Here is a 24931-nt window from a genome sequence, read left to right as displayed (position 1 = left end):
GCCCGGTCCGCGCCCCGCGAGGGGTGGCGGGCCGGGCCTCCGGCCGTGTCGGGGCGGGGGTTGGCGCGGAGGTGCTCCACCGTTCAACCATCAGTTGAATTTTGCATACGGCAAAGAATGTCTTATATCTTGAGGGCATGATCGAGGCCCGCCACCTGCGCGTCCTGCGTGCCGTCGCCCGCACCGGCTCCTTCTCCGCCGCCGCCCGCGAGCTGGGCTGCACCCAGCCCGCCGTCAGCCAGCAGATGAAGGCCCTGGAGAAGTCCGTGGACACCCCGCTGGTGGTCCGCTCGGGCCGCGGGATGCAGCTGAGTGAGGCCGGCAAGGTGCTGCTCAAGCATGCCACCGGGATCCTCGCCGGACTCTCCGCCGCCGAGGAGGAGGTCGCCGCGATCGCCGGGCTGCGGGCCGGACGGGTCCGGCTGGTCTCCTTCCCGACCGCGAGTTCCACCCTGGTGCCGCCGGCCGTCGCCCGGCTGCGGGGCACCCATCCGGGGGTGCGCGTGTCGCTGGTCGAGGCGGAGCCGCCGGAGTCGCTGGCGATGCTGCGCGGTGGTGAGTGCGAGGTCGCGCTCGCCTTCCGCTATCCGCAGGCCCCCGGTTCCACCCTCACGCCGGCGCCCGCGCCCGCGCACGGCACGCCGCGGGAGGCGCGCGCCGAGGCCAATCTGGAGGCGCAGCAGCTGAGCGCCGGCGCCGACTGGTCCGATCTGGTGGCCACCCCGCTGCTGGACGACCCGCTGGTCGGCCTGCTGCCCGCCGGGCACCGGCTGGCCGGGCGCGGCGGGCCGGTGCGGCTGGCCGAGCTGGCGGGGGAGCAGTGGATCGCCGGCTGCCCGCAGTGCCGGGGGCACCTGGTGGAGCTGTGCGCGGGCGCCGGCTTCGAGCCGCGGATCGACTTCGCGACCGACGACTATCCGGCGGTGGTCGGGTTGGTGGCCGCCGGGCTCGGGGTGGCGGTGCTGCCCGGGCTGGCGCTGCAGTCGGTGCGCCCGGACGGGGTGGCGACGGTGGCGGTGCACACCGCCTCCGGGGCGCCGGCGGTGCGGCAGGTGGTCGCGCTGACCCTGCCGGACCTCGCCGAGGTGCCGGCGGTGGCGCTGATGCTGGAGCGGCTGTCGGGGGCCGCGGCCGGGCGCTGACGCCCGCCCGGGAGCCGGGCCGGGCCCGGTTGGCCGGGCTCCGGGCAGACCTCGCCCCGGGAAGACCCCCGAGAAGAAACGTTTCTTCTCGGCGGGGCGAAACCCTCGGCCTACTGCTGGACCACGCTCGGCGCGACGAGCGGAACCTCCACCAGACGGTGCCGCGAACGGCCCATCATCTCCTCGCGCTCGTCCTCGGTGAGGCCTCCCCAGACGCCGTACGGCTCGCGGACCGCCAGGGCGTGCGCGGCGCACTCGGTACGGACCGGGCAGCGCATGCAGACCTCCTTGGCGCTGGCCTCCCGTGAGCTGCGGGCCGCGCCGCGCTCTCCCTCGGGGTGGAAGAAGAGCGAGCTGTCCACGCCGCGGCAGGCTGCGGAGAGCTGCCAGTCCCAGAGATCCGCATTGGGGCCGGGGAGGCGGGAGAAATCTGCCATGGCTCATTCCCTTCAGAGGTCGTCGACCGCGGGCCGTCACCAGCGGGTTGCGCTGGAGGCGGCTTGGCGGGGCGTCCGGCGCGGTGTGGACACCTGGAAATATGACTTACGGCAACTCCATGGACAAGTCACCCACAGAGTGGCACAACAGTCAATGACCATACAAAAGCTCTAAAACCGGGCAAAGTGGGCATGACTGTCGGGCTCGCAGTAGACCGGCGCAAGCGTGGCAATCGGGTGGCCGGCGGGCGCGCGGAGTGCCTCGCGGGTGTGCGGGTCGTACGCCCACCGCGCGCGAGCTGCACAAAAGTGCGGCGTGTGCACCGCGATGCGGCTGATCGGTAACGGGTCGGCCACGTACAGTGGTGGAGATGGCCCTGAAGGCCGTAACTCATTCGAGTGACGGTCGTTGGAAGTGCGGAGGCGGTTAGCGGGCGTCGGACGTCGGGAACGATCGCGGGGAATGCCAGGCGATCAGCACGGAAGTCCGAACGCCGATCGGCCGTGTCGGAGAGGTTCGTACCAGCCAGGAGGCTCAACGTGACGCGGATCAGCTGCGGAGGACGACGGTCATGACTTCCGTTCTCGTTTGCGACGATTCCCCGCTCGCCCGCGAGGCGCTTCGCCGCGCGGTCGCGACCGTACCCGGTGTCGACCGGGTCACCACCGCGACGAACGGGGAGGAGGTCCTCCGCCGCTGGGTGGCCGACCGCTCCGATCTCGTCCTGATGGACGTCCGGATGCCCGGCCTCGGCGGGGTGGAGACGGTTCGGCGGCTGCTGTCCGCCGACCCGGGCGCCCGGATCATCATGCTCACCGTCGCCGAGGACCTCGACGGTGTCGCCCTCGCCGTCGCGGCGGGCGCGCGCGGATACCTGCACAAGGACGCCTCGCGCGCCGAACTGCGGGCCACCGTGACCCAGGCCCTCGCCGACCCGACCTGGCGGCTCGCGCCCCGCCGGCTGCGCAGCCCCGACATGGGCGCCGCGCCGACCCTGACGGCGCGTGAGATCCAGGTGCTCGAAGGCATGAGCCACGGCCGCAGCAACGCCGAGATCGGCCGCGAGCTCTTCCTCTCCGAGGACACCGTCAAGACCCACGCCCGACGCCTGTTCAAGAAGCTCGGCGCCTCGGACCGCGCGCACGCGGTGGCCCTGGGCTTCCGCTGGGGTCTGGTCCGCTGACCGCCGGCGGCGCCGCCGGTTCCGGCACGCTGCTCGCGATTGTCCGTGCGGGGGCGTGTGACGTTACGGTCCCGAGGTTGCACCATGGAGGAGTGGAGCACCTCGGGGACCAGCGGACAGGAACTGCGGCGAACCACGCAGCCGCAGGAGACTCGGCGGACGGCGCTGCGGACGGAATCGCCCACGGCGGCGGGGCGGGAGGCGGGACGGTGCAGGAGGGGCCGGTGGTGCGTACCGGAGCGGCACCGCATAACGTTCCGGTGCACAACTCCGGACGCGGTGCCGCGTTTTCCCTCACGACCAGGCACCATGGACCGATGCGTGACGACGTGACCGGGTCTCCCGGTGAGGCGGACCCGGTGGAGGCCGAGCCCCCTACGCCCGGGCCCGGCCGGGCGTACGCGGAACCGGCCGACGGGCCGGGCGCGCTCGCCGAACTGGTCGCCGCCGCCGTCCGCGGCGAGGGTCCGGCGATCGACGCGCTGCTCGCCCACGTCCACCCGCTGGCCCTGCGCTACTGCCGCGGCCGGCTGGTCCGGCTGCCCGGCGGCGCCCGCCACCACGTCGACGACATCGCCCAGGAGGTCTGCGTCGCGGTGCTCTGCGCACTGCCGCGCTACCGGGACCAGGGGCGGCCGTTCGAGGCCTTCGTCTACGGGATCGCCGCGCACAAGATCGCCGATCTGCAGCGGGCCGCGATGCGCGGGCCCGGCTCGACGGTGGTCCCGCAGGACGACCTGCCGGAGGTGCCGGACGACGCGCTCGGCCCGGAGGAGCGGGCGCTGCTCAGCAGTGACGCGGCCTGGGCCAAGGAACTGCTCTCCAACCTGCCGGCCCGCCAGCGCGAACTGGTGCTGCTGCGGGTGGCCGCCGGGCTCTCGGCGGAGGAGACCGGCGAGGTGCTCGGCATGTCGCCGGGGGCCGTCCGGGTCGCCCAGCACCGCGCCCTGAGCCGACTGCGGGCCCTCGCCGAGGAGTCGTCCTAGCCCAGGGGCCCCCTAATCCGCCCCCGAGCGGGCGAAATTGCGGAATGGCTCATGCGTGATGGGTGTTGTCAAGGGCGCACGAGGTTCCCATTCGCGGTGCCAGTACCATGGGGTATCGGCGCCTGGGCGGGTTGCCAAAGTTTCGACGGTGCGTACGGGGTTCCCCTGGAGGATCCTCCAAAGAACACCGGGCTTTCGGCGGTCCGAGCGAGTGAGCTGATGACAGCGCCCCCATCCTCAGGGCGCGAGCGGATTAGGCCGGCCACGGAAGGTACCCCCGAAATGTCTTACAACGCCGCAGGCGTACCCGAGAAGTTCGCGATGCTCGGGCTCACGTACGACGACGTCCTGCTGCTGCCGGGGGCGTCCGAGGTGCTGCCGAACCAGGTCGACACCTCCTCGCGGGTCTCCCGCAACGTGCGGGTGAACATCCCGCTGCTCTCCGCCGCGATGGACAAGGTCACCGAGTCGCGGATGGCGATCGCGATGGCCCGTCAGGGCGGCGTCGGCGTCCTGCACCGCAACCTCTCGGTCGAGGACCAGGCCAACCAGGTCGACCTGGTGAAGCGCTCCGAGTCCGGCATGGTCAGCGACCCGATCACGGTCGGCCCGGACACCACGCTCGCCGAGGCCGACGCGCTCTGCGCGAAGTTCCGGATCTCCGGCGTGCCGATCGCCGACGAGAGCGGCAAGCTGCTCGGCATCGTCACCAACCGCGACATGGCCTTCGAGACGGACCGCACCCGCCGGGTCCGCGAGATCATGACCCCGATGCCGCTGATCACCGGCAAGGTCGGCATCTCCGGCGTCGACGCGATGGCGCTGCTCCGCCGCCACAAGATCGAGAAGCTGCCGCTGGTCGACGACGACGGCCGGATCAAGGGCCTCATCACCGTCAAGGACTTCGTCAAGGCCGAGCAGTACCCGAACGCCGCCAAGGACTCCGAGGGCCGGCTGCTGGTCGGCGCCGCCGTCGGTGCCAGCGCCGAGGCCTTCGACCGCGCCCAGGCCCTGGTCGAGGCGGGTGTGGACTTCCTGGTCGTCGACACCTCGCACGGCCACAGCCACAACGCGCTGGCCTGGATCCAGAAGATCAAGTCGGCCGTCAAGGTCGACGTGGTCGGCGGCAACGTCGCCACCCGCGACGGCGCCCAGGCGCTGATCGACGCCGGCGTGGACGGCGTCAAGGTCGGCGTCGGCCCGGGCTCCATCTGCACCACCCGCGTGGTCGCCGGCATCGGCGTCCCGCAGGTCACCGCGATCTACGAGGCCGCGCTGGCCTGCCAGGCGGCCGGCGTGCCGGTCATCGGCGACGGCGGCCTGCAGTACTCGGGCGACATCGGCAAGGCGCTGGCCGCCGGTGCCGACACCGTGATGCTCGGCTCGCTGCTGGCCGGCTGCGAGGAGTCCCCGGGCGAGCTGCTGTTCATCAACGGCAAGCAGTTCAAGTCCTACCGCGGCATGGGCTCGCTGGGCGCCATGCAGTCGCGCGGGCAGGCGAGGTCCTTCTCCAAGGACCGCTACTTCCAGGGCGACGTCACCTCCGACGAGAAGCTGATCGCCGAGGGCATCGAGGGCCAGGTCCCCTACCGCGGCCCGCTCTCCGCGGTGCTCTACCAGCTGATCGGCGGCCTGCGCCAGACCATGGGCTACGTGGGTGCCGCCACCGTCGCCGAGATGGAGAGCAAGGGCCGGTTCGTCCGGATCACCTCGGCGGGCCTCAAGGAGAGCCACCCGCACGACATCCAGATGACCGTCGAGGCGCCGAACTACACCAGCCGCTGATCGCACCCGCGTCAGGAGGGCCCGTCACCCGTCGGTGGCGGGCCCTCCCGGCCGTCCGGGCACCGGTCGCAGCCGGTCCGCGGAGCGGGCGGCGCCGTGCGGCGGCGGGTGGGTGCGGGATACTGGGGGCGGCCGGGGTGACCCGGCGGGCATGAGCAACACCAGAAGAAGGGCTCGAAGTGACTGAGATCGAGATCGGGCGAGGCAAGCGCGGACGCCGGGCGTACTCCTTCGACGACATCGCCGTCGTCCCCAGCCGGCGTACGCGTGACCCGAAGGAGGTCTCGATCGCCTGGCAGATCGACGCCTACCGCTTCGAGCTGCCGTTCCTGGCCGCGCCCATGGACAGCGTGGTCTCCCCGCAGCAGGCCATCGCCATCGGCCGCCTCGGCGGCCTGGGCGTGCTGAACCTCGAAGGTCTGTGGACCCGCTACGAGGACCCGCAGCCGCTGCTCGACGAGATCGCCGCGATCACCGACGAGGCCGCCGCCACCCGCCGGCTCCAGGAGATCTACGCGGAGCCGATCAAGGCCGAGCTGATCAAGCACCGGATCCAGGAGGTCCGCGACTCCGGCGTGGTCACCGCCGCCGCGCTCTCGCCGCAGCGCACCGCCGAGTTCTCCAAGGCCGTCGTGGACGCCGGCGTCGACGTCTTCGTCATCCGCGGCACCACCGTCTCGGCCGAGCACGTCTCCGGTGCCGCCGAGCCGCTCAACCTGAAGCAGTTCATCTACGAGCTGGACGTCCCGGTCATCGTCGGCGGCTGCGCCACCTACACCGCGGCGCTGCACCTGATGCGCACCGGTGCGGCCGGCGTGCTGGTCGGCTTCGGCGGCGGCGCCGCGCACACCACCCGCAACGTGCTGGGCATCCAGGTGCCGATGGCCACCGCCGTCGCGGACGTGGCCGCCGCCCGCCGCGACTACATGGACGAGTCCGGCGGCCGCTACGTGCACGTCATCGCGGACGGCGGCGTCGGCTACAGCGGCGACATCCCGAAGGCCGTCGCCTGCGGCGCCGACGCGGTGATGATCGGTGCCGCGCTGGCCCGGGCCACCGACGCGCCCGGCAAGGGCTACCACTGGGGCATGGAGGCCGTCCACGAGGAGCTGCCGCGCGGCAAGCGGGTGGACCTCGGCACCGTCGGCACCACCGAGGAGATCCTCACCGGTCCGTCGCACACCCCGGACGGCACCATGAACCTGTTCGGCGCGCTGCGCCGGGCGATGGCGACCACCGGGTACACCGAGCTCAAGGAGTTCCAGCGGGTCGAGGTGACCGTCAACCCGGCGCTCACCCACGGCTGAGCCCACCACTGGGCGACCCGAGGCCCCCGTCGCACCGCGCGACGGGGGCCTCGCGCCGTTCGGTTCCCCCGGCGCGGACCGGACGGCCTACTGGCGGACGGCGGCCCGGCGGGTCAGCAGGAAGCCGCCGATCAGGGCGATGCCGTAGAAGACGAGGTCCAGCGGGCGGCGGTCGGCGCGCCAGAGCGGGAGGGCTTCGCGGAGCAGCTCGCCGTACCCGGTGCCGGCCAGCGCGTGCAGCCGGCGGGTCTGCCCGAGCAGCTGACCGAGGAACAGCGCGCCGGACGCCAGCACGGCGCCCAGCGGCGGCAGCAGCCGGACCGGGTCGCCGAGCCGGCCCAGCGCCAAGGGCACCGCGGCCGCCGAGGCGATGGCCAGCCAGCCGACGGTCGCCTCCGCGCGGGTCGGCGCGCAGCCGAGCGCCGCGGCGCCGGCCAGCATCGCGAGGACGGCGATCGCCACGGCCCGGCCGGTCCGCCGGCGCCGCCGTCGGCGCCCGCGGCCGGCCTCCTCGGCCGTCGGGGCGGCCGTCGGCGCCGGGGCGTCAGGGTGGTAACCGGCCACCGGGGCACCGGGCATGCCGGGGGCCACGTAGCCCTCCGGGGTCCCCGGTTCCGGTGCGACCGAGAAGTGCGGGGCCGTGGGCGGCCGGTTCGACTGGCCGTCAGCGCCCGGTGCGGATGCGGTCATGGACGTCCTGTTCCCCCCGGAAAGACGGTGAGCTGCCGAACGGTAGCAGTGGCCGGAGCTGGGCGGACAGGGGTTTCGATCACAGATCGGGCACGGAGCGCCGCGCCGGGCCGGGGTGCGGACCAGGGTGGCCGGGGGCCGGGTGGTCGGGGGCGTGCGGGACAGGGGATGATGGAGGCTTGGTTCGGGCCCGACGCCGGTCCGACGTGCCGTCATCACGACCGCCAGCAGCACAGTGGGGGAACGTTCCGAATGACCCAGGCGCAGGGTTCCACCGGCCGCCTCCTGGCCGGACGCTACCGACTGGACGCGGTGCTCGGGCGCGGTGGCATGGGCACCGTGTGGCGCGCCGAGGACGAGATGCTGGGCCGGACGGTCGCGGTCAAGGAACTGCGGATGAACGCCAGCGTGGACGAGGACGAGAAGCACCGGCTGATCGTCCGGACCCTGCGCGAGGCCAAGGCGACGGCCCGGATCCGGCACAACTCGGCCGTCACCGTCTTCGACGTGGTCGAGGAGGACGACCGGCCGTGGATCGTCATGGAGCTGGTCGAGTCCCGCTCGCTGGCGGACGTCATCCGGGAGGACGGCCCGCTGGCGCCGGCCCGGGCGGCGGAGATCGCGCTGGACGTGCTCGGGGTCCTGAGCGCCGCGCACGCGCACGGCATCCTGCACCGGGACGTCAAGCCGTCCAATGTGCTGATCGGCGAGGCCGGCCGGGTGGTGCTCACCGACTTCGGCATCGCCAGCGTGGAGGGCGACTCCTCGGTGACCTCGACCGGCATGCTGGTCGGCGCGCCCTCGTACATATCCCCGGAGCGGGCCCAGGGGCAGAAGCCCGGACCGCCGGCCGACCTGTGGTCGCTGGGCGGCACGCTGTACGCGATGGTCGAGGGCAGACCGCCGTACGACCGGGGCTCGGCGCTGGCCACCCTGACGGCGGTCATGACGGAGGAGCTGACCACGCCGGCGCACGCCGGGCCGCTGCTGCCGGTCATCGAGGGGCTGCTGGCCAAGGACCCGGCGGAGCGGCTGACGGCCCCGCAGACCAGCTCGATGCTCAAGCGGGTGGTCGCGGAGGCGACCGCGCGGTCCGAGTCCACCACCGAGCAGGCGGTGCCGGTGGCGGGCCTGGGGACCGGCAAGGGCGGGAAGCCGCCGGTGGGCGGACTGCTCGGGACGGTCCGGGTGGGCAGCCGCGCCGAGGACGCCGGGAGCGGGGAGACGCCGGTGACGCCGGTCGCGCCGGTCGCGTCGGTGTCGCCGAAGGACAAGGCGGCGGCGGGGTCCGCGGGCCCGGCGGAGCCGGAGGACGAGTCGGTCCGGCCGGTCACCAGTGAGTGGACGCTGGGCGCGACCCAGGCGGCCGGGGCCGACCCGCGCACCGGCCGGCGGCGACTGGCCGTGGCGACGGTGGTGGTGGTGCTGCTGCTGATCGCGGGCGTGGTGGCGCTGCTCCAGGCGTTCGGCGACTCCGACGGCGGCTCGGTGAAGGGCGCGCCGGGCACCGCGCCGGTGGTGGCGACCACGGACGTCACGGACGTCGCGGACGCCACGCCGGGCGGCGCCGCACCGGTGACGGCCTCGGAGAGCACCGGCCCGGCGGGGACCGCCGCGCCGGCGCCCGCGCCCGTACCGCCCGCAGCCCCGACGCCGACTCCCACGCCGACCCCGGCCCCGACGCCGACCGGGCCCACCGTGCCGGCCGGGTACCACGAGTACAAGGACCCGTCCGGCTTCTCGATCGTGCTGCCCGACTGGCTGCAGCCGGCGGGCTCCGAGTCGAACCGCCGCACCTTCAAGGGCGGCGGCAGCACCCTGCGGATCGAGTGGACGACCACGCCGGGGGCCAGCGCGCTCGCCGACTGGCAGGCCTCCGAGCCGGGACTGCGCGGGCAGGTGAGCAACTACCAGCGGGTCCAGCTGCAGTCCGTCGCCTACCGGGAGTGGTCCAACGCGGCCGACTGGGAGTGGACCAACGGCACTCCGCGGACGCACTCGCTGAACCGCGGCTTCGTCACCGGCTCCCCGGCCAAGTACGGCTACGCGATCTACTGGACGACGCCGGACGCGGACTGGTCCTCGGCGCAGAACGCGCAGGCCCGGCAGACCGCCTTCGACACCTTCCAGCCCGCGGGGTGATCCGCCGACCCGCCGTTCCCGGCGCCCGGGGCGGGGGGGCGCGGCGGCCCGCCCGCTCCCGGGACTGCCCGGGCCGCCCGCTCGGTCAGCCGATGAGGCGCTGTTTGGCGCGGGCGAACTCCTCGTCGGTGAGGGCGCCGGCGGTGTGCAGGGCGGCCAGCCGCTCCAACTGGTCGAGCAGGTCGGCGCCGGTGGAGGCGGGGGCCGCCGGGGCGGCCGGGGCGGGGGCGTCGAGGGCCTTTCGGGAGGCCTCCCGGGCCAGCCGGGCGGCGGCCCGGAGCTGTTCGGCGAAGACCTCGGCCTTGACCACCTCCTCGAAGCGGTGCGAGCCGGTCAGCGCGACCACCAGCAGCACCTCGCCGTTGATCCGGGTCTTGGTGACGGTCGCGTCGGTGACCGCCGAGAGCGCAACCGGGATCGGGGGCTTGCCGTCCTTGAGGAAGAGCAGCCGGTGGGTCGTCAGGACCAGGACGCCTTTGCGGAAGTGGTCGGGGTGGCGTCCGGCCGTGGAGGCGACCGGCTTCTCGTCGGGGGCGACGTTCGCCTCGACGGTGCGCAGGGCGGCGGCCCGGTTGGCGCTGTTGCTGTTGCCGGCCACGTCGAAGGCCGTGTCGATGAGATCGGTCCAGTCCATGGACCGAGCGTAATCCGGGTGGCTCCGGCAGTTCCTTCCACGGCGAACTAGGCTTGGCGATGAGCGGAGAGGAACACGCATGCGAGCGGGCCCGGGTCAGGTGCTGGCGGGGCGTTATCGGCTGGCGGGCCGTCCTGAGGCACTGGGCGCGTTCGCCGTGGACGAGCGGAGCGGTGACGTCGTGCGGCTGCGCGCGCTGGAGCTGCCGGCGTCGCTGATCGGGGATCAGGAGCCGGACGGCCTCGGGGCGGAGCCGGGGGAGCGGCTGGTGCGCCGGGTGGCGGCGGTCGGTGCCGCGGCGCCGCGGCACGCGCGACTGCTGCAGGGCGCGGGGGCGTTCGTCGAGGGCGAGCTGCTGTGGACCGTCGAGGAGCGGCCGGCCGGGCAGCCGCTGGACGCGCTGCTCGCGGCCGGGCCGGTCTCGGCGTACCGGGCGGCGGAGGTGGTGTCGGACCTCGCCGCGGCGCTGCGGGTGCTGCACGAGGCGGGTCTGGCGCACGGGAACGTGACGGCCGGCTCGGTCCTGGTCTGCGAGGACGGCGCGGCCCTGCTGGGCGGGCTGCTCCCCGGGGTGGCCGAGGAGGCGCTGGCCGAGGAGTTGGGCGGTCCGGGCGGGCGGCGGCGGTACGAGGTCCGGGCCGCGCTGGTCGGGCCGGTGGCCGAGCGCTGGCCGCTGGACGGCGGACCGGCCGGCGACTGCTGGGCGCTCGGGGTGCTGCTGCACCGGATGGCGACCGGCCGCGCGCCGTACCCGGAGAGCGGGGTGCCGGAGCTGGTGACGGCGGTGCGGGAGGGTCGGCGGGTCCCGTCGGAGGCGTGCGGGCCGCTGGGACCGCTGGTGGAGCGGCTGGTGCAGCCCGATCCGGCGCTGCGGCCGACGGCGGCGGAGGTCCGGCTGGAGCTGGCGGACCTGCTGGCGAGCGCGCCGGAGCCGGTGGACGGGCCGCGGGTGGCCGGTCCGTCCGGTGTGCCGGGGCCGCGGGCCACCGGGGCGTCCGGGCGCCGCCGGGCCAAGCGCGCGGGAGCGGCCGCGGAGCGGTCGCGGGCGGCGGCGGCACGCGTGGAGACGGTACGGGCGGACGCGGCGCGGGTGGCGGCCGCCGGGCCCGCCCGGCCGCCGCGGATCCCGCCGGCGCTGCTCGGGCCGCTCCTGGTCGGCGGGGTGTTCCTGCTCCTGGTCCTCGGCGTGGCGGCCGTCGTGCTGTTCGCAGGCTGACGGGGCCGGTGGGAACATGGTCGCCGGGGTGGCGGGTGGGGGAGATTACCGGGGTACGACCGGGGCGCCTAATGTGTCCGTGGAATCTGTTCGATTCAGTGGTCTGCACCGAGTGGTCTGCACCGGGCCCTCCGTCGCGTGACGGCAGGTGGATGAGGGGGAGCGGTCGCGGATGGGCGTGCAGGACCGGCCGGAGTCGGCCGAGGGGGAGCGGCTGCTGGCCGGCCGCTACGAGCTGGGCGACCGGCTCGGCCGGGGCGGCATGGGTACGGTCTGGCGGGCCCGGGACCGGATGCTGGACCGTGAGGTCGCGGTCAAGGAGCTGACCGTCAGCCACCTCCCCGAGGAGGAGGTGGAGATCCTGCACGCCCGGATGAAGCGGGAGGCCGCCGCGGCCGCCCGGATCAAGCACCCCGGCGTGATCACCGTGCACGACGTGCTGGAGCAGGACGGCCGGCCGTGGATCGTCATGGAGCTGGTCGACGGCCGCTCGCTGGCCGATGTGATCAGCCAGGACGGCACGCTGCCGCCGCGCGCCGCCGCCGAGGTGGGCGGCCAGGTGCTGGCCGCGCTGCACCGGGGCCACCAGCTGGGCGTGCTGCACCGGGACGTGAAGCCGGCCAACGTGCTGTTGGAGCACGGGACCGGCCGGGCGGTGCTGCTGGACTTCGGCATCGCGACGTACGAGGGCTCGGCCGAGCTGACCCGGCCGGGCGACCTGGTCGGTTCGCCGGACTACCTGGCGCCGGAGCGCGCGCAGGGCGAGCGGCCGGGCCCGGCCTCCGACCTGTGGGGGCTCGGGGCGACGCTGTACGCCGCGGTGGAGGGCGACTCGCCGTTCCGCCGCACCTCGCCGCTGACCACGCTGGCCGCGGTGGTCGGCGATCCCCTGCCGGAGCCGCGCCGGGCCGGGCCGCTGGGGCCGGTGCTGGCCGCGCTGATGGCCAAGGACCCGGCCGAACGGCCGAGCGCGGACGAGGCGGCCCGGATGCTGGCCGAGGTGGAGGCCGGCCACACCCTCGGGTTCAAGCCGGTCGCGCCGGTGCGGACGCCGACCCAGTCGGTCCCGGTGGTGGACCGGTCGGGCGAGCCGGACGGCTCGGCCGAGCCGGCGCCCGGCACGGCGGCCGGTACGGCGGCCGAGGGCGCGGAGGCCGTCACGGTGCCGGGTCCGGGCGCGGCGGCGGACCAGGCGCAGGAGTCCCCGGTGGCACCGCCCGCCGGGACCGTTCCGGCGCGGGAGGCGGCCGAGGGGGCGCCCACCGCACCGGTCGCGCCGGTGCCGTACACCGATGCGCCCGCACGCGGACCGGCGAAGCGCCGGGTGGCGCTGCGGGTGCTCGCGCTCGCGGTGGTCGTGGCGGTGCTGGTCGCCGGGGCGCTCTACCTGGTCCGGCGCGACCGCGCGCCCGTGGACGACCCGGTCCGGCCCTCCCCGACCCAGCAGGCCGGGCCGCAGCCGACCGGCTCGGTCGACGGCACGCCCGCGCCCGCCGGCTACCACTGGGTGGACGATCCGGCGGGCTTCCGCTTCCCGCTGCCCGCGACCACCCCGGCCTGGCAGCGCAGCAGCACGCCCGACAACCAGATCTACTACAGCCCCGACAACCGGGCGCACTACCTGCAGTTCGCGGTCACCGTGGGCCAGTCCGTCCGGCCGCTGGAGCACATGAAGCAGATGGAGGTCAGCCTCTCCAAGTCGCTGAAGGAGTACAAGCAGCACAAGCTGACCGGGGTCGCGGTGAACGGCCACGAGGCGGCCGTCTGGGAGTTCAGCTACCTGGCGAAGGAGGGCGGCCGCCGCCGGGCGATCGAGGCCGAGTTCATCGACGAGGACGGCACCAGCTACGCGATCTACTCGTCCAGCCCGGAACGCGGCAACGAGTGGAACGAGGCCGAGCAGCGCTTCAACGCGGTACTCCACTACTTCACCCCGACCCGCTGACCGACCCGCTGACCGACCCGCCGACCCGACGGGGCGCCGCCGACACACCGTTTTCTTGTTACCGACGGGTACCGGACCGGCCGCCGAAGGCCTAGGCTGCGCCCTATGTCGGACCTCACAGCAGCTGCCAAGGACACCGATCCCGCCGGCCCCGGAGCGCCGGGCCGCAACCCCGCCGCGCCCGGCGGCGGACGCACCGTCGCCTCGGCCGTGCCCCCGTCCCTGGTCGGCCGCCTCGCCGCCGGGGTCACCGCGACCGGCGAGCCCAGCGTGGTGGAGACCGTCGCCCCGCTGACCGGCGAACGGCTGGCCGGCCTGCCGCGGTCCACCCCCGCGGACGTCGAGGTCGCCTTCGAGCTGGCCCGCCGCGCCCAGCCGGCCTGGGCCGCGCTGCCGGTCCGCCGGCGCGCCGCCGTCCTGCTGCGCTTCCACGACCTGCTGATCAAGCGGCAGGACGAGGTGCTCGACCTCATCCAGGCGGAGACCGGCAAGGCCCGGCTGCACGCCTTCGAGGAGGTCCTCGCCGTCGCGATCGCCGCCCGCCACTACGGCCGCGCCGCGCAGGGCTACCTGCTCGACAAGCGGCACCTCGGCGCGGTGCCGCTGTTCACCCAGGCGGTCGAGGCCCGCCGCCCCAAGGGCGTGGTCGGCCACATCTCGCCGTGGAACTACCCGCTGGAGCTGTCGGTCGGCGACGCCCTGCCGGCCTTCGTGGCGGGCAACGCGGTGGTCAACAAGCCGGACACGCAGACCGCGCTGACCGCGCTCTGGGCCCGTGAGCTGCTGATCGAGGCCGGCCTGCCGGCCGACCTGTGGCAGGTCGTGATCGGTGACGGCCCGGTCATCGGCCCGGCCGTGGTCGAGCACGCCGACTACGTCTCGTTCACCGGCTCCACCCGCACCGGCCGCGAGGTCGCCCGGCGGGCCGCCGAGCGGCTGGTCGGCGCCTCGCTCGAACTCGGCGGCAAGAACGCGCTGCTGGTGCTGGCCGACGCGGACCTCGACCGGGCCGCCGAGGGCGCCGTCCGGGCCTGCTTCTCCTCGGCCGGCCAGCTGTGCATCTCGATCGAGCGGCTGCTGGTGCACCGCTCGGTGGCCGACGAGTTCCTCGCGAAGTTCGCCGCCCGCACCCGCGCGCTGCGGCTCGGCGGCGGCCTCGCGTACGGGGCCGACATGGGCTCGCTGGTCTCCGGCCGGCAGCTGGAGACCACCACCCGGCACGTCGAGGAGGCGGTCAAGGCCGGCGCCACCGTGGTGGCCGGCGGCCGGGCCCGGCCGGACCTCGGCCCGTTCTTCCACGAGCCGACCATCCTGGAGGGCGTCACCCCGGACATGGCGGTCTGCGGCGAGGAGACCTTCGGTCCGGTGGTCTCCGTCTACCGCTTCGACACCGAGGAGGAGGCGGTGACCGCCGCCAACTCCACCCCGTACGGCCTCAACTCCAGCGTCTGGACCAGGGACGTGCGGCGCGGGCGGGCGATCGCGGCCCGGCTGCGCACCGGCACGGTCAACGTCAACGAGGCGTACGGCGCGGCCTACGGTTCGGCCGGCTCGCCGATGGGCGGCATGGGCGAGTCCGGGCTCGGGCGGCGGCACGGCGCCGAGGGCATCCTGCGGTTCACCGAGGCGCAGACGATCGCGAGCCAGCGGCTGCTGCCGCTCGCGCCGGCGTTCGGCCAGGACGACCGGCAGTACGCGGCGATGATGACCGCCGGGCTGCGGATCCTGAAGGCGCTGCGCGTCAAGTAGCCGGGCCCGCCGGCCGGTTGCCCGTTTCTGGTTCCTCGCGGCCGGTTCCCCGCTGCCGGTTCCCCGTTTCCCGAACGTCCCGAACGACTTCCGAAGGAGCAGTGGCAGATGGTGGGTTCGGCTGACGGCCGGGAGTTCGACTACGACGTGGTCGTGGTCGGCTCCGGCTTCGGCGGTTCGGTCTCGGCGCTGCGGCTGACCGAGAAGGGGTACCGGGTCGCCGTCCTGGAGGCCGGGCGCCGCTTCGACCGCGACGAACTGCCCAGGAACTCCTGGGACGTCGCCAACTACCTGTGGGCGCCGAAGCTCGGCCTGTACGGCATCCAGCGCATCCACCTGCTGGCCAATGTGATGATCCTGGCCGGCGCCGGGGTCGGCGGCGGCTCGCTGAACTACGCCAACACCCTGTACGTGCCGCCGAAGGCGTTCTTCGAGGACCGCCAGTGGCGGCACATCACCGACTGGCAGGAGGAGTTGGCGCCGTTCTACGACCAGGCGCGGCGGATGCTCGGGGTGCGGCTCAACCCGACCGTCACCCCCTCGGACGTCCACCTGCGGGCCGCCGCCGAGCGGATGGGCGTCGGCGACACCTTCCACATGGCGCCGGTCGGGGTGTTCTTCGGCGACGGCGAGGACGCCGACGGGGCGACCCGGGCGGCGCCGGGCGACGAGGTGGCGGACCCGTACTTCGGCGGCGCCGGCCCGGCCCGCCGGGCCTGCGTGGAGTGCGGGGAGTGCATGACCGGCTGCCGCCACGGGGCCAAGAACACGCTCACCGAGAACTACCTGTACCTGGCCGAGCGGGGCGGCGCCGAGATCCACCCGCTCACCACGGTGGCCCGGATCCGGGAGCGTGGCGAGGGCTTCGCGGTGGACGTCCGGCGCACCGACGCCCGGTCCACCACCGACCGGGTCAAGGCCGGGGCGCGGACGATCACCGCCGCCCGGGTGGTGGTCGCGGCCGGCACCTACGGCACCCAGCAGCTGCTGCACCGGATGCGGGCGGCCGGCCACCTGCCCCGGATCTCCGCCAAGCTCGGCGAGCTGACCCGGACCAACTCCGAGGCGCTGGTCGGCGCGCAGACCACCGACCGGCGGTACGGCGCCCGCGCGGACTTCACCAAGGGCGTGGCGATCACCTCCTCGATCCACCCGGACGAGAACACCCACATCGAGCCGGTCCGCTACGGCAAGGGCTCCAACGCGATGGGCGCGCTCTCGGTCGCCCAGGTGCGGGGCGGCGGTCGGCTCCCGCGCTGGCTGCGCTACCTCGGCAACTCGGTCAAGCACCCGGTGAACTTCGGCCGGTCGATGAACCAGTACCGGTGGTCGGAGAAGACGATCATCGGCCTGGTGATGCAGTCCCTGGACAACTCCATCACCGTCTCGCTGAAGGAGAAGGGCCTGGGCAAGGGCACGCTGACCTCCCGCCAGGGCCACGGCGCGCCCAACCCCACCTGGATCCCGGCCGCCGAGCGGGGTGCCCAGGTACTAGCCGAGGAGATCAACGGCTTCGCCGGCAGCAGCGTCGGCGAGATCTTCGACACCCCGATGACCGCGCACTTCCTCGGCGGCTGCCCGATCGGCGACTCCCCGGAGACCGGCGTGGTCGACCCGTACCACCGGCTCTACGGGTACCCCGGGATCAGCGTGGTGGACGGCGCGGCGGTCTCCGCCAACCTCGGCGTCAACCCCTCGCTGACCATCACGGCGCAGGCCGAGCGGGCCATGTCGATGTGGCCGAACAAGGGCGAGGAGGACACCCGCCCGGCCTCCGGCGAGGCCTACCGCCGGGTCGGCCCGGTCGCACCGGTGGCCCCGGCGGTGCCGGCGGACGCGTTCGGCGCGCTGCGGCTGCCGCTGCTGGCGGTGCCGGAGGTGCCGAAGAAGCGGGGCTGAGCGCGGCCGGGACGCGCCGCGGTCCGGCGGCGCGTCCCGGGGTTCGTCCCGGCGTTTGTCCCGAGCTCGTTCCGGCGGGCCGTGACCGGTTGACAGCGGTCCGTGCCCGATGAAAGAAAGGGCGCCCTGGGGGACCAGGAGATCGCTCGTTCGAACGGGGGGAACGCGGCCCATGGCCATCTGCGCATCCTGTGGCGCGGCTTCGGCGGAAGGGGCGCTCGCCTGCGCGTCCTGCGGGCGGCCGTCGGTGCCGCCACCGGTCCTGCCGCCCCCGCCGCCGACCGAGCCCCCGGCCGCACCGCCGTCCGGGGTGCCGTCCCTGGCGAAGCCGGACCTGCCGCCGCCGGTGCTGCCCCCGCCCCCGCCGTCCGCGCCGCCGTCCGGGGGGACCTGGGGCGCCGGCCGGCCGTACGACCCGGCCGGGGAGCGGCCCGCCGCCCTCGCCTGGCTGACCGGCGCCGACTGGCGCCCCGCGCTGCGGGCGACCGTCGCCCCGACCGCCGTCCTGCTGCTGGCCGCGCTGATCGCCGCCGTCCCGGAGGGCCGCTTCCTCACCGGCTCCTTCGACACGCCGTCCTTCGGCAAGCGCTTCGGCACCGCGCTGGCGATGGCCCTGGGCGCCCTCGGCGCGCCGTACCGGCTGGACTTCGAGGTCGGCGGCCCGGCCGTCTCCTCCGGTGACAGCGCGACGGTGTTCCGCGCCCTGCCGATGACCGTCACCGTGCTCTGGCTGCTCGCCCTCTGGCTGGGCCTGCGGGTCGGCGCCCGCCGTCGGCAGCAGCGCACCGGGGAGCAGCAGACCCGTCGGCAGGCGGCCGGCGAGGCCGTCCGCACCGCCGTGGCCGTGGCCGCCGCGACCCTGCTGATCGGCCTGGTCGCCGGCGCGACCTGGCACCCCGGCGGCAGCAGCTTCGGCCTGAACGACGCGGCCGCGGCCCGGCTGCTCGGCCGGGCCACCTACAGCTCCTCGGCCGGCTGGCCGGAGGCGGTCGGCTGGACCGCCCTGCTCGCCGGGCTGCTCGCGTTCGCCGTGTACGGCACGGACGCGCTGCGCTGGGCGGCCTGGCGCAACCGGACGGTGCGCGGCTGGGCGGTCGCGGGGCTGGCGGCCGGCCGCGCGCTGACGGTCTCGGTCGCGTTGGCGGCGGTGGCCGGCTTCGCGGTGGTCGCGGTCGAGGTCGACGGCGGCCAGACCGGCGCCGCGCTGGCGTTCCTGCCCAACCTCGGCCTGCTGCTGCTCGGGTTCGGTTCCGGTGCGACCTTCCGGACCAGCACCAGCGTGCTGAGCGACGACCCGGACTGGCTGCGGGACCCGCGCGACGTGGACGAGCACTCCCTCTTCGACCTGCGCGACGCGGGCGGCGACTGGCGCTGGGCCGTCCTGCTCGCGCTGGCCTCCGCCGCGGTGCTCGGCTGGACGGCGTACCGGCGGCGGCTGGACGCGGCGGACCGGCTCCGGCTGGCGGCGGTGTACGCGGTCGGGCTGAGCCTGCTGATGCTGGTGGCGGGGGTGCTGTTGTCCACCGAGTCCGTGCTCGGCCTCGGCGGCCGGAGCCGCGACACCGGCTTCGAGAACTCGCTCTCCCTGGTGCCGTGGACGCTGCTGGTGGCCAACGCGGTCTGGGCGGCCGTCGGCGCGCTGGCCGTGCCGCCGCTGCTGGCGGCCCGCGACCGGCGGACGGCGGCGGGGGCGGTGGCGGACCCGGGCCCGGCGGCGCCCGGGGCGGAGTTCGCGGACGGGACGCCGATGGTGGTCGAGGTGATCAGCTCGGCGGACGGGCAGCGGTCCACCGGGCACGGTCCGACCGGCGGTGCCAGGGGCGGTGACGCCCCGGACGGTGACGGCCCGGCGGACCCGAGCGTCTGGAGCCGCCGGCCGTAGCGCCGTAGTTCCCAGGCGGCCGTTCCCAGGTGGCCCGGACAGGGCAAAGGGCCCCGCGGGGGAACGGGGCCCTTTGTCGTTCAGCACGCGGCGTCAGGGCTGCGCCGGTGCTGGAGTGACGGCGCCGGGGGAGGAGCGCCGTCCGGTCGGTTGGCCGAAGGGTCGCGCGTCGCCGCGGTTCCGGCGTGGTGGGCCGGCGCGCGCGGGCGCACGAGGCCGTGGCGGTGGGCCGGTGCGCATGGCTGCGTCGGCCCTCGCTCACGGAGCGTGAGGTGGTAACCGCTGCCACCGCAGGTCTCGGCGGCACCGGGCGGTCCTCCGCGGGTGGCGCTTCGGCCATCGGGAGAACCTCTTCCACGCAGCATCGTGCTGGACGGAGGGCTTGCTCTGCAACCGATTCGGCATGATTCGGTACAGCTCGTTTCCAGCCGGACCGGCCGTCGAGCCCGGGCCGGGGCCGCCGCGCCCGGTGTCGGGCGAGGTGACGGCAGCGCGGCATCGATGATCACGGTGTGTAGTGGCGCTGCTCGGGGCGCACGGAGGGGCGTACAAAGCAGCGCGTAGCGGCGCGGGGACGGCGGCCGTGGTGCGCCGGGATCGCGACCGGGTGCGGCGGTCGGCTCCGGGCGTCCCCGGCGGCCGACCGCCCCACCTCCTTGGCCCAGTCGCGGCCGGGGTCGCTGTCCCCTGCTGGCCGGCCGCAGCACCCGCGCACGGTCCCACGGCGCGCCGCTCCCCGGTCGAACCGGTTCCGCGACGGCGCCACGCGCGCCGGTGGACTGGGTTGAGCTCCACGCGTGGTCCTGCACGTGCCGTACGGGGGTGCCCTGGCCGGGGCGGGGTGACGCGTCTGGCGGACGCGGAGCGGTCGTACGGTCCGCCCGGAGCAACGAACCGGCCGCCGGGACGGTCACGGCCCCCGGGGCGGGCAGACGAGTGAAACCGGTCAGCCCGGTAGACTCGGTGCCAGACCCCCGCCCGTCGCCCGCCGCACACCTTCGGGGCCGCGCCGCGTGCGACACCTTTCGTTCCGCTGCCGGAAGGCCGTCTGTGTCCTCTGCTACTCCCGTCCAGTCCGTGCCTGAGACCGACACCGTCCTGGTGGTCGACTTCGGTGCCCAGTACGCCCAGCTCATCGCCCGCCGGGTGCGTGAGGCCCGGGTCTACAGCGAGATCGTGCCGAGCAGCATGCCGGTCGCCGAGATGCTCGCCAAGAACCCGAAGGCGATCATCCTGTCCGGCGGCCCCTCGTCGGTCTACGAGGACGGCGCCCCGCAGCTGGACCGCGCGATCTTCGAGGCCGGCGTGCCGGTCTTCGGCATGTGCTACGGCTTCCAGCTGATGGCGAAGACGCTCGGCGGCACCGTCGACAACACCGGCGCCCGGGAGTACGGCCGCACCCCGCTGACCGTCTCGCGCTCCGGCTCGACCCTGTTCGAGGGCGTCCCGGCCCAGCACTCGGTCTGGATGTCGCACGGCGACGCCTGCTCCGCGGCCCCCGAGGGCTTCACCGTCACCGCCTCCACCGACGTGGTGCCGGTCGCGGCCTTCGAGAACGACGAGGCCCGCCTCTACGGCGTCCAGTACCACCCCGAGGTGCTGCACTCCGACCACGGCCAGCAGATCCTGGAGCACTTCCTCTACCGCGGCGCCGGCCTCGCCCCCACCTGGACCACCGGCAACGTGGTCGAGGAGCAGGTCGCGCTGATCCGCGCCCAGGTCGGCGACAAGCGCGCCATCTGCGGCCTCTCCGGCGGCGTGGACTCGGCGGTCGCGGCCGCGCTGGTCAACAAGGCCATCGGCACCAAGCTGACCTGCGTGTACGTCGACCACGGCCTGATGCGCAAGGGTGAGACCGAGCAGGTCGAGAAGGACTTCGTCGCCGCCACCGGCGTGCAGCTGAAGGTCGTCGACGCGCAGGAGCGCTTCCTGAACGCGCTGAAGGGCGTCAGCGACCCGGAGGAGAAGCGCAAGATCATCGGCCGGGAGTTCATCCGGGTCTTCGAGCAGGCGCAGGCCGAGATCGTCGCCGAGGCCGGCGAGCACGGCGAGTCGGTCGACTTCCTCGTCCAGGGCACCCTGTACCCGGACGTGGTGGAGTCCGGCGGCGGCACCGGCACCGCCAACATCAAGTCCCACCACAACGTCGGCGGCCTGCCCGAGGACCTCCAGTTCTCGCTGGTCGAGCCGCTGCGCAAGCTGTTCAAGGACGAGGTCCGGATGGTCGGCCAGGAGCTCGGCCTGCCGGAGGAGATCGTCCAGCGCCAGCCGTTCCCGGGCCCGGGCCTGGGCATCCGGATCGTCGGCGAGGTCACCAAGGAGCGCCTGGACCTGCTGCGCGAGGCCGACGCGATCGCCCGCGAGGAGCTGACCGCGGCCGGCCTGGACCGCGAGATCTGGCAGTGCCCGGTGGTCCTGCTCGCGGACGTCCGCAGCGTCGGCGTCCAGGGCGACGGCCGCACCTACGGTCACCCGATCGTGCTGCGCCCGGTGTCCTCCGAGGACGCCATGACGGCCGACTGGTCGCGCCTGCCGTACGAGGTGCTCGCGCGCATCTCCACCCGCATCACCAACGAGGTCCCCGACGTCAACCGCGTCGTGCTCGACTGCACCAGCAAGCCGCCGGGCACCATCGAGTGGGAGTGAGCACTCCCCGCTCCCGGCCGGTCCTGAACCGGTCCTGAACCGGTCTTGAACAACCGCGCCGTCGCTTCCGTACCGGGGAGCGGCGGCGCGGTCGTTCCGTTTCCACGGGCGCCCGGCGGGTGGGCCCTCCCACCGAAACCGCTCACGACCGGGCAGAATGCGTCCGGACCTGTCAGGCGGTGACGGGCCGGCGAGGGAAGGTGTGGGGAATGTCGGAGGCCAGCAGCTCCGTGGCGGCCGGGCCGGACACGGCCGCGAGCATCGGTGACGGCACGGCCGGACCGGGGCCGGCCCCGGACGCCGGCGACGGCCCGGCGGGCAGAGCCGGGCGGACCGCCGCGTGGAAGGCGACAGGCTCGCGGTTCGCCCAGCTCCCACTGCGGCTCTTCCTCGGCGTCACCTTCGTCTACGCGGCGCTCGACAAGCTCTCCGACAGCCACTACCTGGCCGGTTCCGCCGACCCGGCCTCCTTCGTCTCGCAGACCCGCGCCGTCAAGGGCGGCAGCCCGGTCTCCTTCCTGCTCGGCCCGGCCCTGGACCACCCCACGCCGTTCGCCCTGCTGGTCGCCTTCGGCGAGCTGGCGGTGGGCCTGGGCACCCTGCTCGGCCTCTGGGGCCGGCTCGCCGCCGCCGGCGGGGCCCTGATCAGCCTCAGCCTCTGGCTCACCGTCAGCTGGAACGTCTCCCCGTACTACCTCGGCAACGACCTCGTCTACCTGATGGCCTGGACGCCGCTGCTGCTGGCCGGCACCCCGTACCTCTCGGTGGACGGCTACCTCGCCCGGCGGTCCGCCCGGGACCGGGTCCGCGGCCTGCCGGAGGACCACGTCCGGCGCCGGGCCCTGATGGACGGCGGCATCGCGGCCGTCGCGATGGGCGGGGCCGGGCTGCTCACCGGCTCGCTGACCGCCACCTTCGGGCGGGACGAGCCCGCCGCGACGGCGAAGCAGCCCACCGCCCCGGCGCCGGCCGGCGCGCCCGTCACGGTGGACGCCGCGAGCGTCCCGGTCGGCGGCTCGGCCCAGGTCAAGGACCCGGCCAGTGGTGACGCGGTCTACGTCGTCCAGCCCAAGGCGGGCCAGTACTGCGCGTTCTCCTCGGTCTGCACGCACTCCGGCTGCGCGGTCGACGCGCCGAAGAACGGTCAGCTGTACTGCCCCTGCCACGGTTCCCGGTTCGACGCGGCGACCGGCGCGGTGCTGAACGGGCCGGCCACCAAGCCGCTGCCGAAGTACCGGGTCACCAAGGAGGGCGAGAAGCTGCGCCTCGGGCCGCTGGAGGGCTGAGCGCCCGGGCCAGGCCGGGCCGGTCCGGCGCGGTCGGCCCTGCCCGGTCAGTCCTGCCCGGGCCGCTCCGGCCGGGAGCGGCGGACCGCCGCCGCCACCGCCCCGGCCAGGCCGCCCAGGCCCAGCACGATGAAGGTCACCGGGATGACGATCCGGCCGTTCACCGAGACGTCGTTCACCGCCGCCACCAGGTAGAGCACCGCGATCACGGTGAACAGCCCCCCTGCGATCAGCGAGAAGAGATCGAGCTGGTGCTTCCTCACTTCTGGACCACCTTCATGTTGCCGAGCCCCATCTTCAGCGTGAGGTCGAGCGTGCCCTTGGATGTCTGTCCGTTCGCCGGCAGCAGCTGGTAGCTGCGGGTCCCCGGGCCGTCGTCCGAGCCGTCGTGGCCCGGCACCCGGATCTGGCCCAGGCCGATCTCGGCCCGTACGTTCACCGTCACGTCCGCCGGCACCGTCACGGTCATGTCGCCGGCGCCGACCTCCACCGTGGTGGCCACGGTCGCGCCGGCCGGGTCGAGCCCGCCGAGGTCCAGGTGCGCCGAGCCGGCCCCCAGCGTGTACCTCCGCTCCAGCTCGGTCGCCGTGGCGGCCGTCCAGGAGCGGTCGCCGAGCAGGTTCTGCGCCGAGACCGAGGAGTGGCCGACCGCGGTCAGCGCGATGGTGAGCAGCAGGCCCGGCACCACCAGCTTGCGGGCCCGGCCGAACTTCGCGCCGAGCACCAGGGTCAGGCCGATCACCAGCAGCGCGGTGGCCAGCACGCTGCCGGCCCGCACGGTCGCCCCGCCGTCGGCCGAGGCGGACCAGACGGCGCTGGCCGCGCCGACCGCCAGCAGCAGGCCGATGAGGCCGAGCGGGGAGCGCTCGCGCCGGTGCACCACCACGGGCGGGCGCGGCGCGGGCGGCGGGGTCGGGCCGGCGTCCTTGCGCAGCGGGTCGCCCTGCGGCAGGTCGGTCCGCTGCCACCACGGCCGGGCCGGGGCGCCGGGCGGCGGGGTCGGGGTGCCGTACGGCGGGGTGGGGGTGTCGTACGGCGGGGTCGGCGCCGCCTCGCCGTACGGGTTGCGCTCGGGGTGGCGCGGGTCCCACAGGTAGCCGGACGGGCCGGCGTGCGGGGTGTCGGCGGGGACGGTGCCGGCGGCGCGCTCCCGGGCGTGCCGGGCGCGGGCGTCCCCGTCCTCCTCCTCGGGCGGCCAGCGGTACCCGCTCCCGGCCGCGCCGGCGGTGGAGCCGGCGTCCGGGAAGTGCCGGTCGTACGGGCCGCCGACCGGTCCACCGTGGCCGTGGCCGTGCAGGTGGTGCCCGAGCCCGTGCCCGAAGCCGTGCGACCGGCGCCGGCCGCGGAACCGGCCGCGCCGGCGCTCCGGGTCGTAGCGGACGGCGAGGAAGACCATCCCGGCGAGCAGCAGCAGCGGGAAGAGCTGGTCGCCGTCGCCCATCGAGGAGAAGAAGACGCCGGTGCCGATCACGGTCAGCAGCACCGCGCCGACCGACTGGCCGTCCACTCGCCCGGTGAGCACCCGCTGGAGCTCGGTACGGCCGGAGCGGCCGCCCTTGCCGTCCGCACCGGCCTCGGTCGGCACGATCAGCCAGGCGAGTCCGTACAGGAAGAGGCCGAGGCCGCCGGAGAGGCAGAGCACGACCGTGACGACGCGGAACACCACCGGGTCGATGTCCAGGTGCCGGCCGAGACCGCCGCAGACGCCGGCCACCACGCGGTGGCGCTCGGCGCGGGTCAGCGGGGGTCGGTCGGAAGCGGGCCGGGCACCCGGCCCGGCCTCGTGGAGCTCCTCGGTGCGGTGGTCTTCGGTCATGCCCACCATCCTGGTGGGTGCCGGACGCCCGCCCAACCGGTCCCGCCCCTGCTCGGACCCTGACTTGTCCCTGAGAAGGGTCAGGGCTCCACCCTGATGCGTGCGGGTCCGCCCGCGTGGAACCATCGGTGCCGTGGCAGCACCCGGTTCCGATCCCCGTCCCCTCGCCCCCGAGCCCGCGTCGC

18 protein-coding genes are annotated in these 24931 nt (G+C 74.7%); 13 read left to right on the top strand and 5 right to left on the bottom strand.

What is annotated here, in order from left to right:
* Window positions 1-137: 137 nt before the first annotated feature.
* A complete protein-coding gene (locus ACFP3U_RS31325; RefSeq protein ID WP_380229116.1) occupies window positions 138-1142 on the top strand; it encodes a LysR family transcriptional regulator in 1005 nt (334 codons plus the stop codon).
* Window positions 1143-1252: 110 nt separating this feature from the next.
* Here the strand turns inward: ACFP3U_RS31325 and ACFP3U_RS31320 are convergent, their stop codons facing one another.
* Window positions 1253-1579 (bottom strand): WhiB family transcriptional regulator, encoded by a 327-nt coding sequence (locus ACFP3U_RS31320; protein ID WP_380229115.1) that lies wholly within the window; start codon window positions 1577-1579, stop codon window positions 1253-1255.
* A 572-nt stretch (window positions 1580-2151) separates the two neighbouring features.
* On the opposite strand from ACFP3U_RS31320, the gene ACFP3U_RS31315 reads away from it, so the two are divergent.
* The 4 genes from ACFP3U_RS31315 (at window position 2152) to ACFP3U_RS31300 (ending at window position 6841) form a co-directional block, all read left to right on the top strand.
* Entirely contained in the window at window positions 2152-2763 is a 612-nt protein-coding gene (locus ACFP3U_RS31315) for a response regulator transcription factor (RefSeq protein ID WP_014136228.1), read from the top strand.
* A gap of 317 nt (window positions 2764-3080) precedes the next feature.
* Window positions 3081-3749, top strand: coding sequence for an RNA polymerase sigma factor ShbA (gene shbA, locus ACFP3U_RS31310; RefSeq protein ID WP_380229114.1), 669 nt, complete (start codon window positions 3081-3083; stop codon window positions 3747-3749).
* A 282-nt stretch (window positions 3750-4031) separates the two neighbouring features.
* A complete protein-coding gene (gene guaB / locus ACFP3U_RS31305) occupies window positions 4032-5534 on the top strand; it encodes an IMP dehydrogenase (protein WP_380229113.1) in 1503 nt (500 codons plus the stop codon).
* A 179-nt stretch (window positions 5535-5713) separates the two neighbouring features.
* Window positions 5714-6841, top strand: a complete 1128-nt coding sequence (locus tag ACFP3U_RS31300) for a GuaB3 family IMP dehydrogenase-related protein (RefSeq protein ID WP_380229112.1) — start codon at window positions 5714-5716, stop codon at window positions 6839-6841.
* 87 nt (window positions 6842-6928) lie between these two features.
* On the opposite strand, the gene ACFP3U_RS31295 is transcribed toward ACFP3U_RS31300, so the two are convergent.
* Window positions 6929-7531: a hypothetical protein gene (locus ACFP3U_RS31295; RefSeq protein WP_380229111.1), complete on the bottom strand. Its 603-nt coding sequence runs from the start codon at window positions 7529-7531 to the stop codon at window positions 6929-6931.
* A gap of 252 nt (window positions 7532-7783) precedes the next feature.
* Here ACFP3U_RS31295 and ACFP3U_RS31290 point away from each other — a divergent pair, with 252 nt between their 5' ends.
* Window positions 7784-9673: a serine/threonine-protein kinase gene (locus ACFP3U_RS31290; protein ID WP_380229110.1), complete on the top strand. Its 1890-nt coding sequence runs from the start codon at window positions 7784-7786 to the stop codon at window positions 9671-9673.
* Window positions 9674-9758: 85 nt separating this feature from the next.
* On the opposite strand, the gene ACFP3U_RS31285 is transcribed toward ACFP3U_RS31290, so the two are convergent.
* Window positions 9759-10307, bottom strand: coding sequence for an SHOCT domain-containing protein (locus ACFP3U_RS31285; RefSeq protein WP_380229109.1), 549 nt, complete (start codon window positions 10305-10307; stop codon window positions 9759-9761).
* A 79-nt stretch (window positions 10308-10386) separates the two neighbouring features.
* Here ACFP3U_RS31285 and ACFP3U_RS31280 point away from each other — a divergent pair, with 79 nt between their 5' ends.
* From ACFP3U_RS31280 to ACFP3U_RS31250, 7 genes are all read left to right on the top strand, one after another.
* Complete coding sequence (locus ACFP3U_RS31280; protein WP_380229108.1) at window positions 10387-11523, top strand: protein kinase family protein; 1137 nt, start codon at window positions 10387-10389, stop codon at window positions 11521-11523.
* A gap of 172 nt (window positions 11524-11695) precedes the next feature.
* Window positions 11696-13468 (top strand): protein kinase domain-containing protein, encoded by a 1773-nt coding sequence (locus ACFP3U_RS31275; protein ID WP_380229107.1) that lies wholly within the window; start codon window positions 11696-11698, stop codon window positions 13466-13468.
* Window positions 13469-13573: 105 nt separating this feature from the next.
* Window positions 13574-15217 carry a succinic semialdehyde dehydrogenase gene (locus ACFP3U_RS31270; RefSeq protein WP_380229106.1) on the top strand — a complete coding sequence of 548 codons (1644 nt, stop codon included), beginning with the start codon at window positions 13574-13576 and terminating at the stop codon, window positions 15215-15217.
* 108 nt (window positions 15218-15325) lie between these two features.
* Complete coding sequence (locus tag ACFP3U_RS31265; protein WP_380229105.1) at window positions 15326-17116, top strand: GMC oxidoreductase; 1791 nt, start codon at window positions 15326-15328, stop codon at window positions 17114-17116.
* A gap of 172 nt (window positions 17117-17288) precedes the next feature.
* Complete coding sequence (locus ACFP3U_RS31260; protein ID WP_380229104.1) at window positions 17289-18998, top strand: hypothetical protein; 1710 nt, start codon at window positions 17289-17291, stop codon at window positions 18996-18998.
* Between the two features lie 1050 nt (window positions 18999-20048).
* Complete coding sequence (guaA, locus tag ACFP3U_RS31255) at window positions 20049-21644, top strand: glutamine-hydrolyzing GMP synthase (RefSeq protein ID WP_380229103.1); 1596 nt, start codon at window positions 20049-20051, stop codon at window positions 21642-21644.
* Between the two features lie 209 nt (window positions 21645-21853).
* Window positions 21854-22930, top strand: coding sequence for a QcrA and Rieske domain-containing protein (locus ACFP3U_RS31250; protein ID WP_380229102.1), 1077 nt, complete (start codon window positions 21854-21856; stop codon window positions 22928-22930).
* A gap of 47 nt (window positions 22931-22977) precedes the next feature.
* Here ACFP3U_RS31250 and ACFP3U_RS31245 read toward each other — a convergent pair whose 3' ends face one another.
* Both ACFP3U_RS31245 and ACFP3U_RS31240 read right to left on the bottom strand, forming a co-directional pair.
* Window positions 22978-23193, bottom strand: a complete 216-nt coding sequence (locus ACFP3U_RS31245; protein ID WP_380229101.1) for a hypothetical protein — start codon at window positions 23191-23193, stop codon at window positions 22978-22980.
* A complete protein-coding gene (locus ACFP3U_RS31240) occupies window positions 23190-24746 on the bottom strand; it encodes a PspC domain-containing protein (RefSeq protein WP_380229100.1) in 1557 nt (518 codons plus the stop codon). Before ACFP3U_RS31240 ends, ACFP3U_RS31245 begins: the two co-directional genes overlap by 4 nt.
* Between the last annotated feature and the right edge of the window lie 185 nt (window positions 24747-24931).

The organism is Kitasatospora misakiensis (assembly GCF_042656005.1).
Classification (GTDB): domain Bacteria; phylum Actinomycetota; class Actinomycetes; order Streptomycetales; family Streptomycetaceae; genus Kitasatospora; species Kitasatospora misakiensis.
This window is presented reverse-complemented; position numbering and strand designations above follow the sequence as displayed.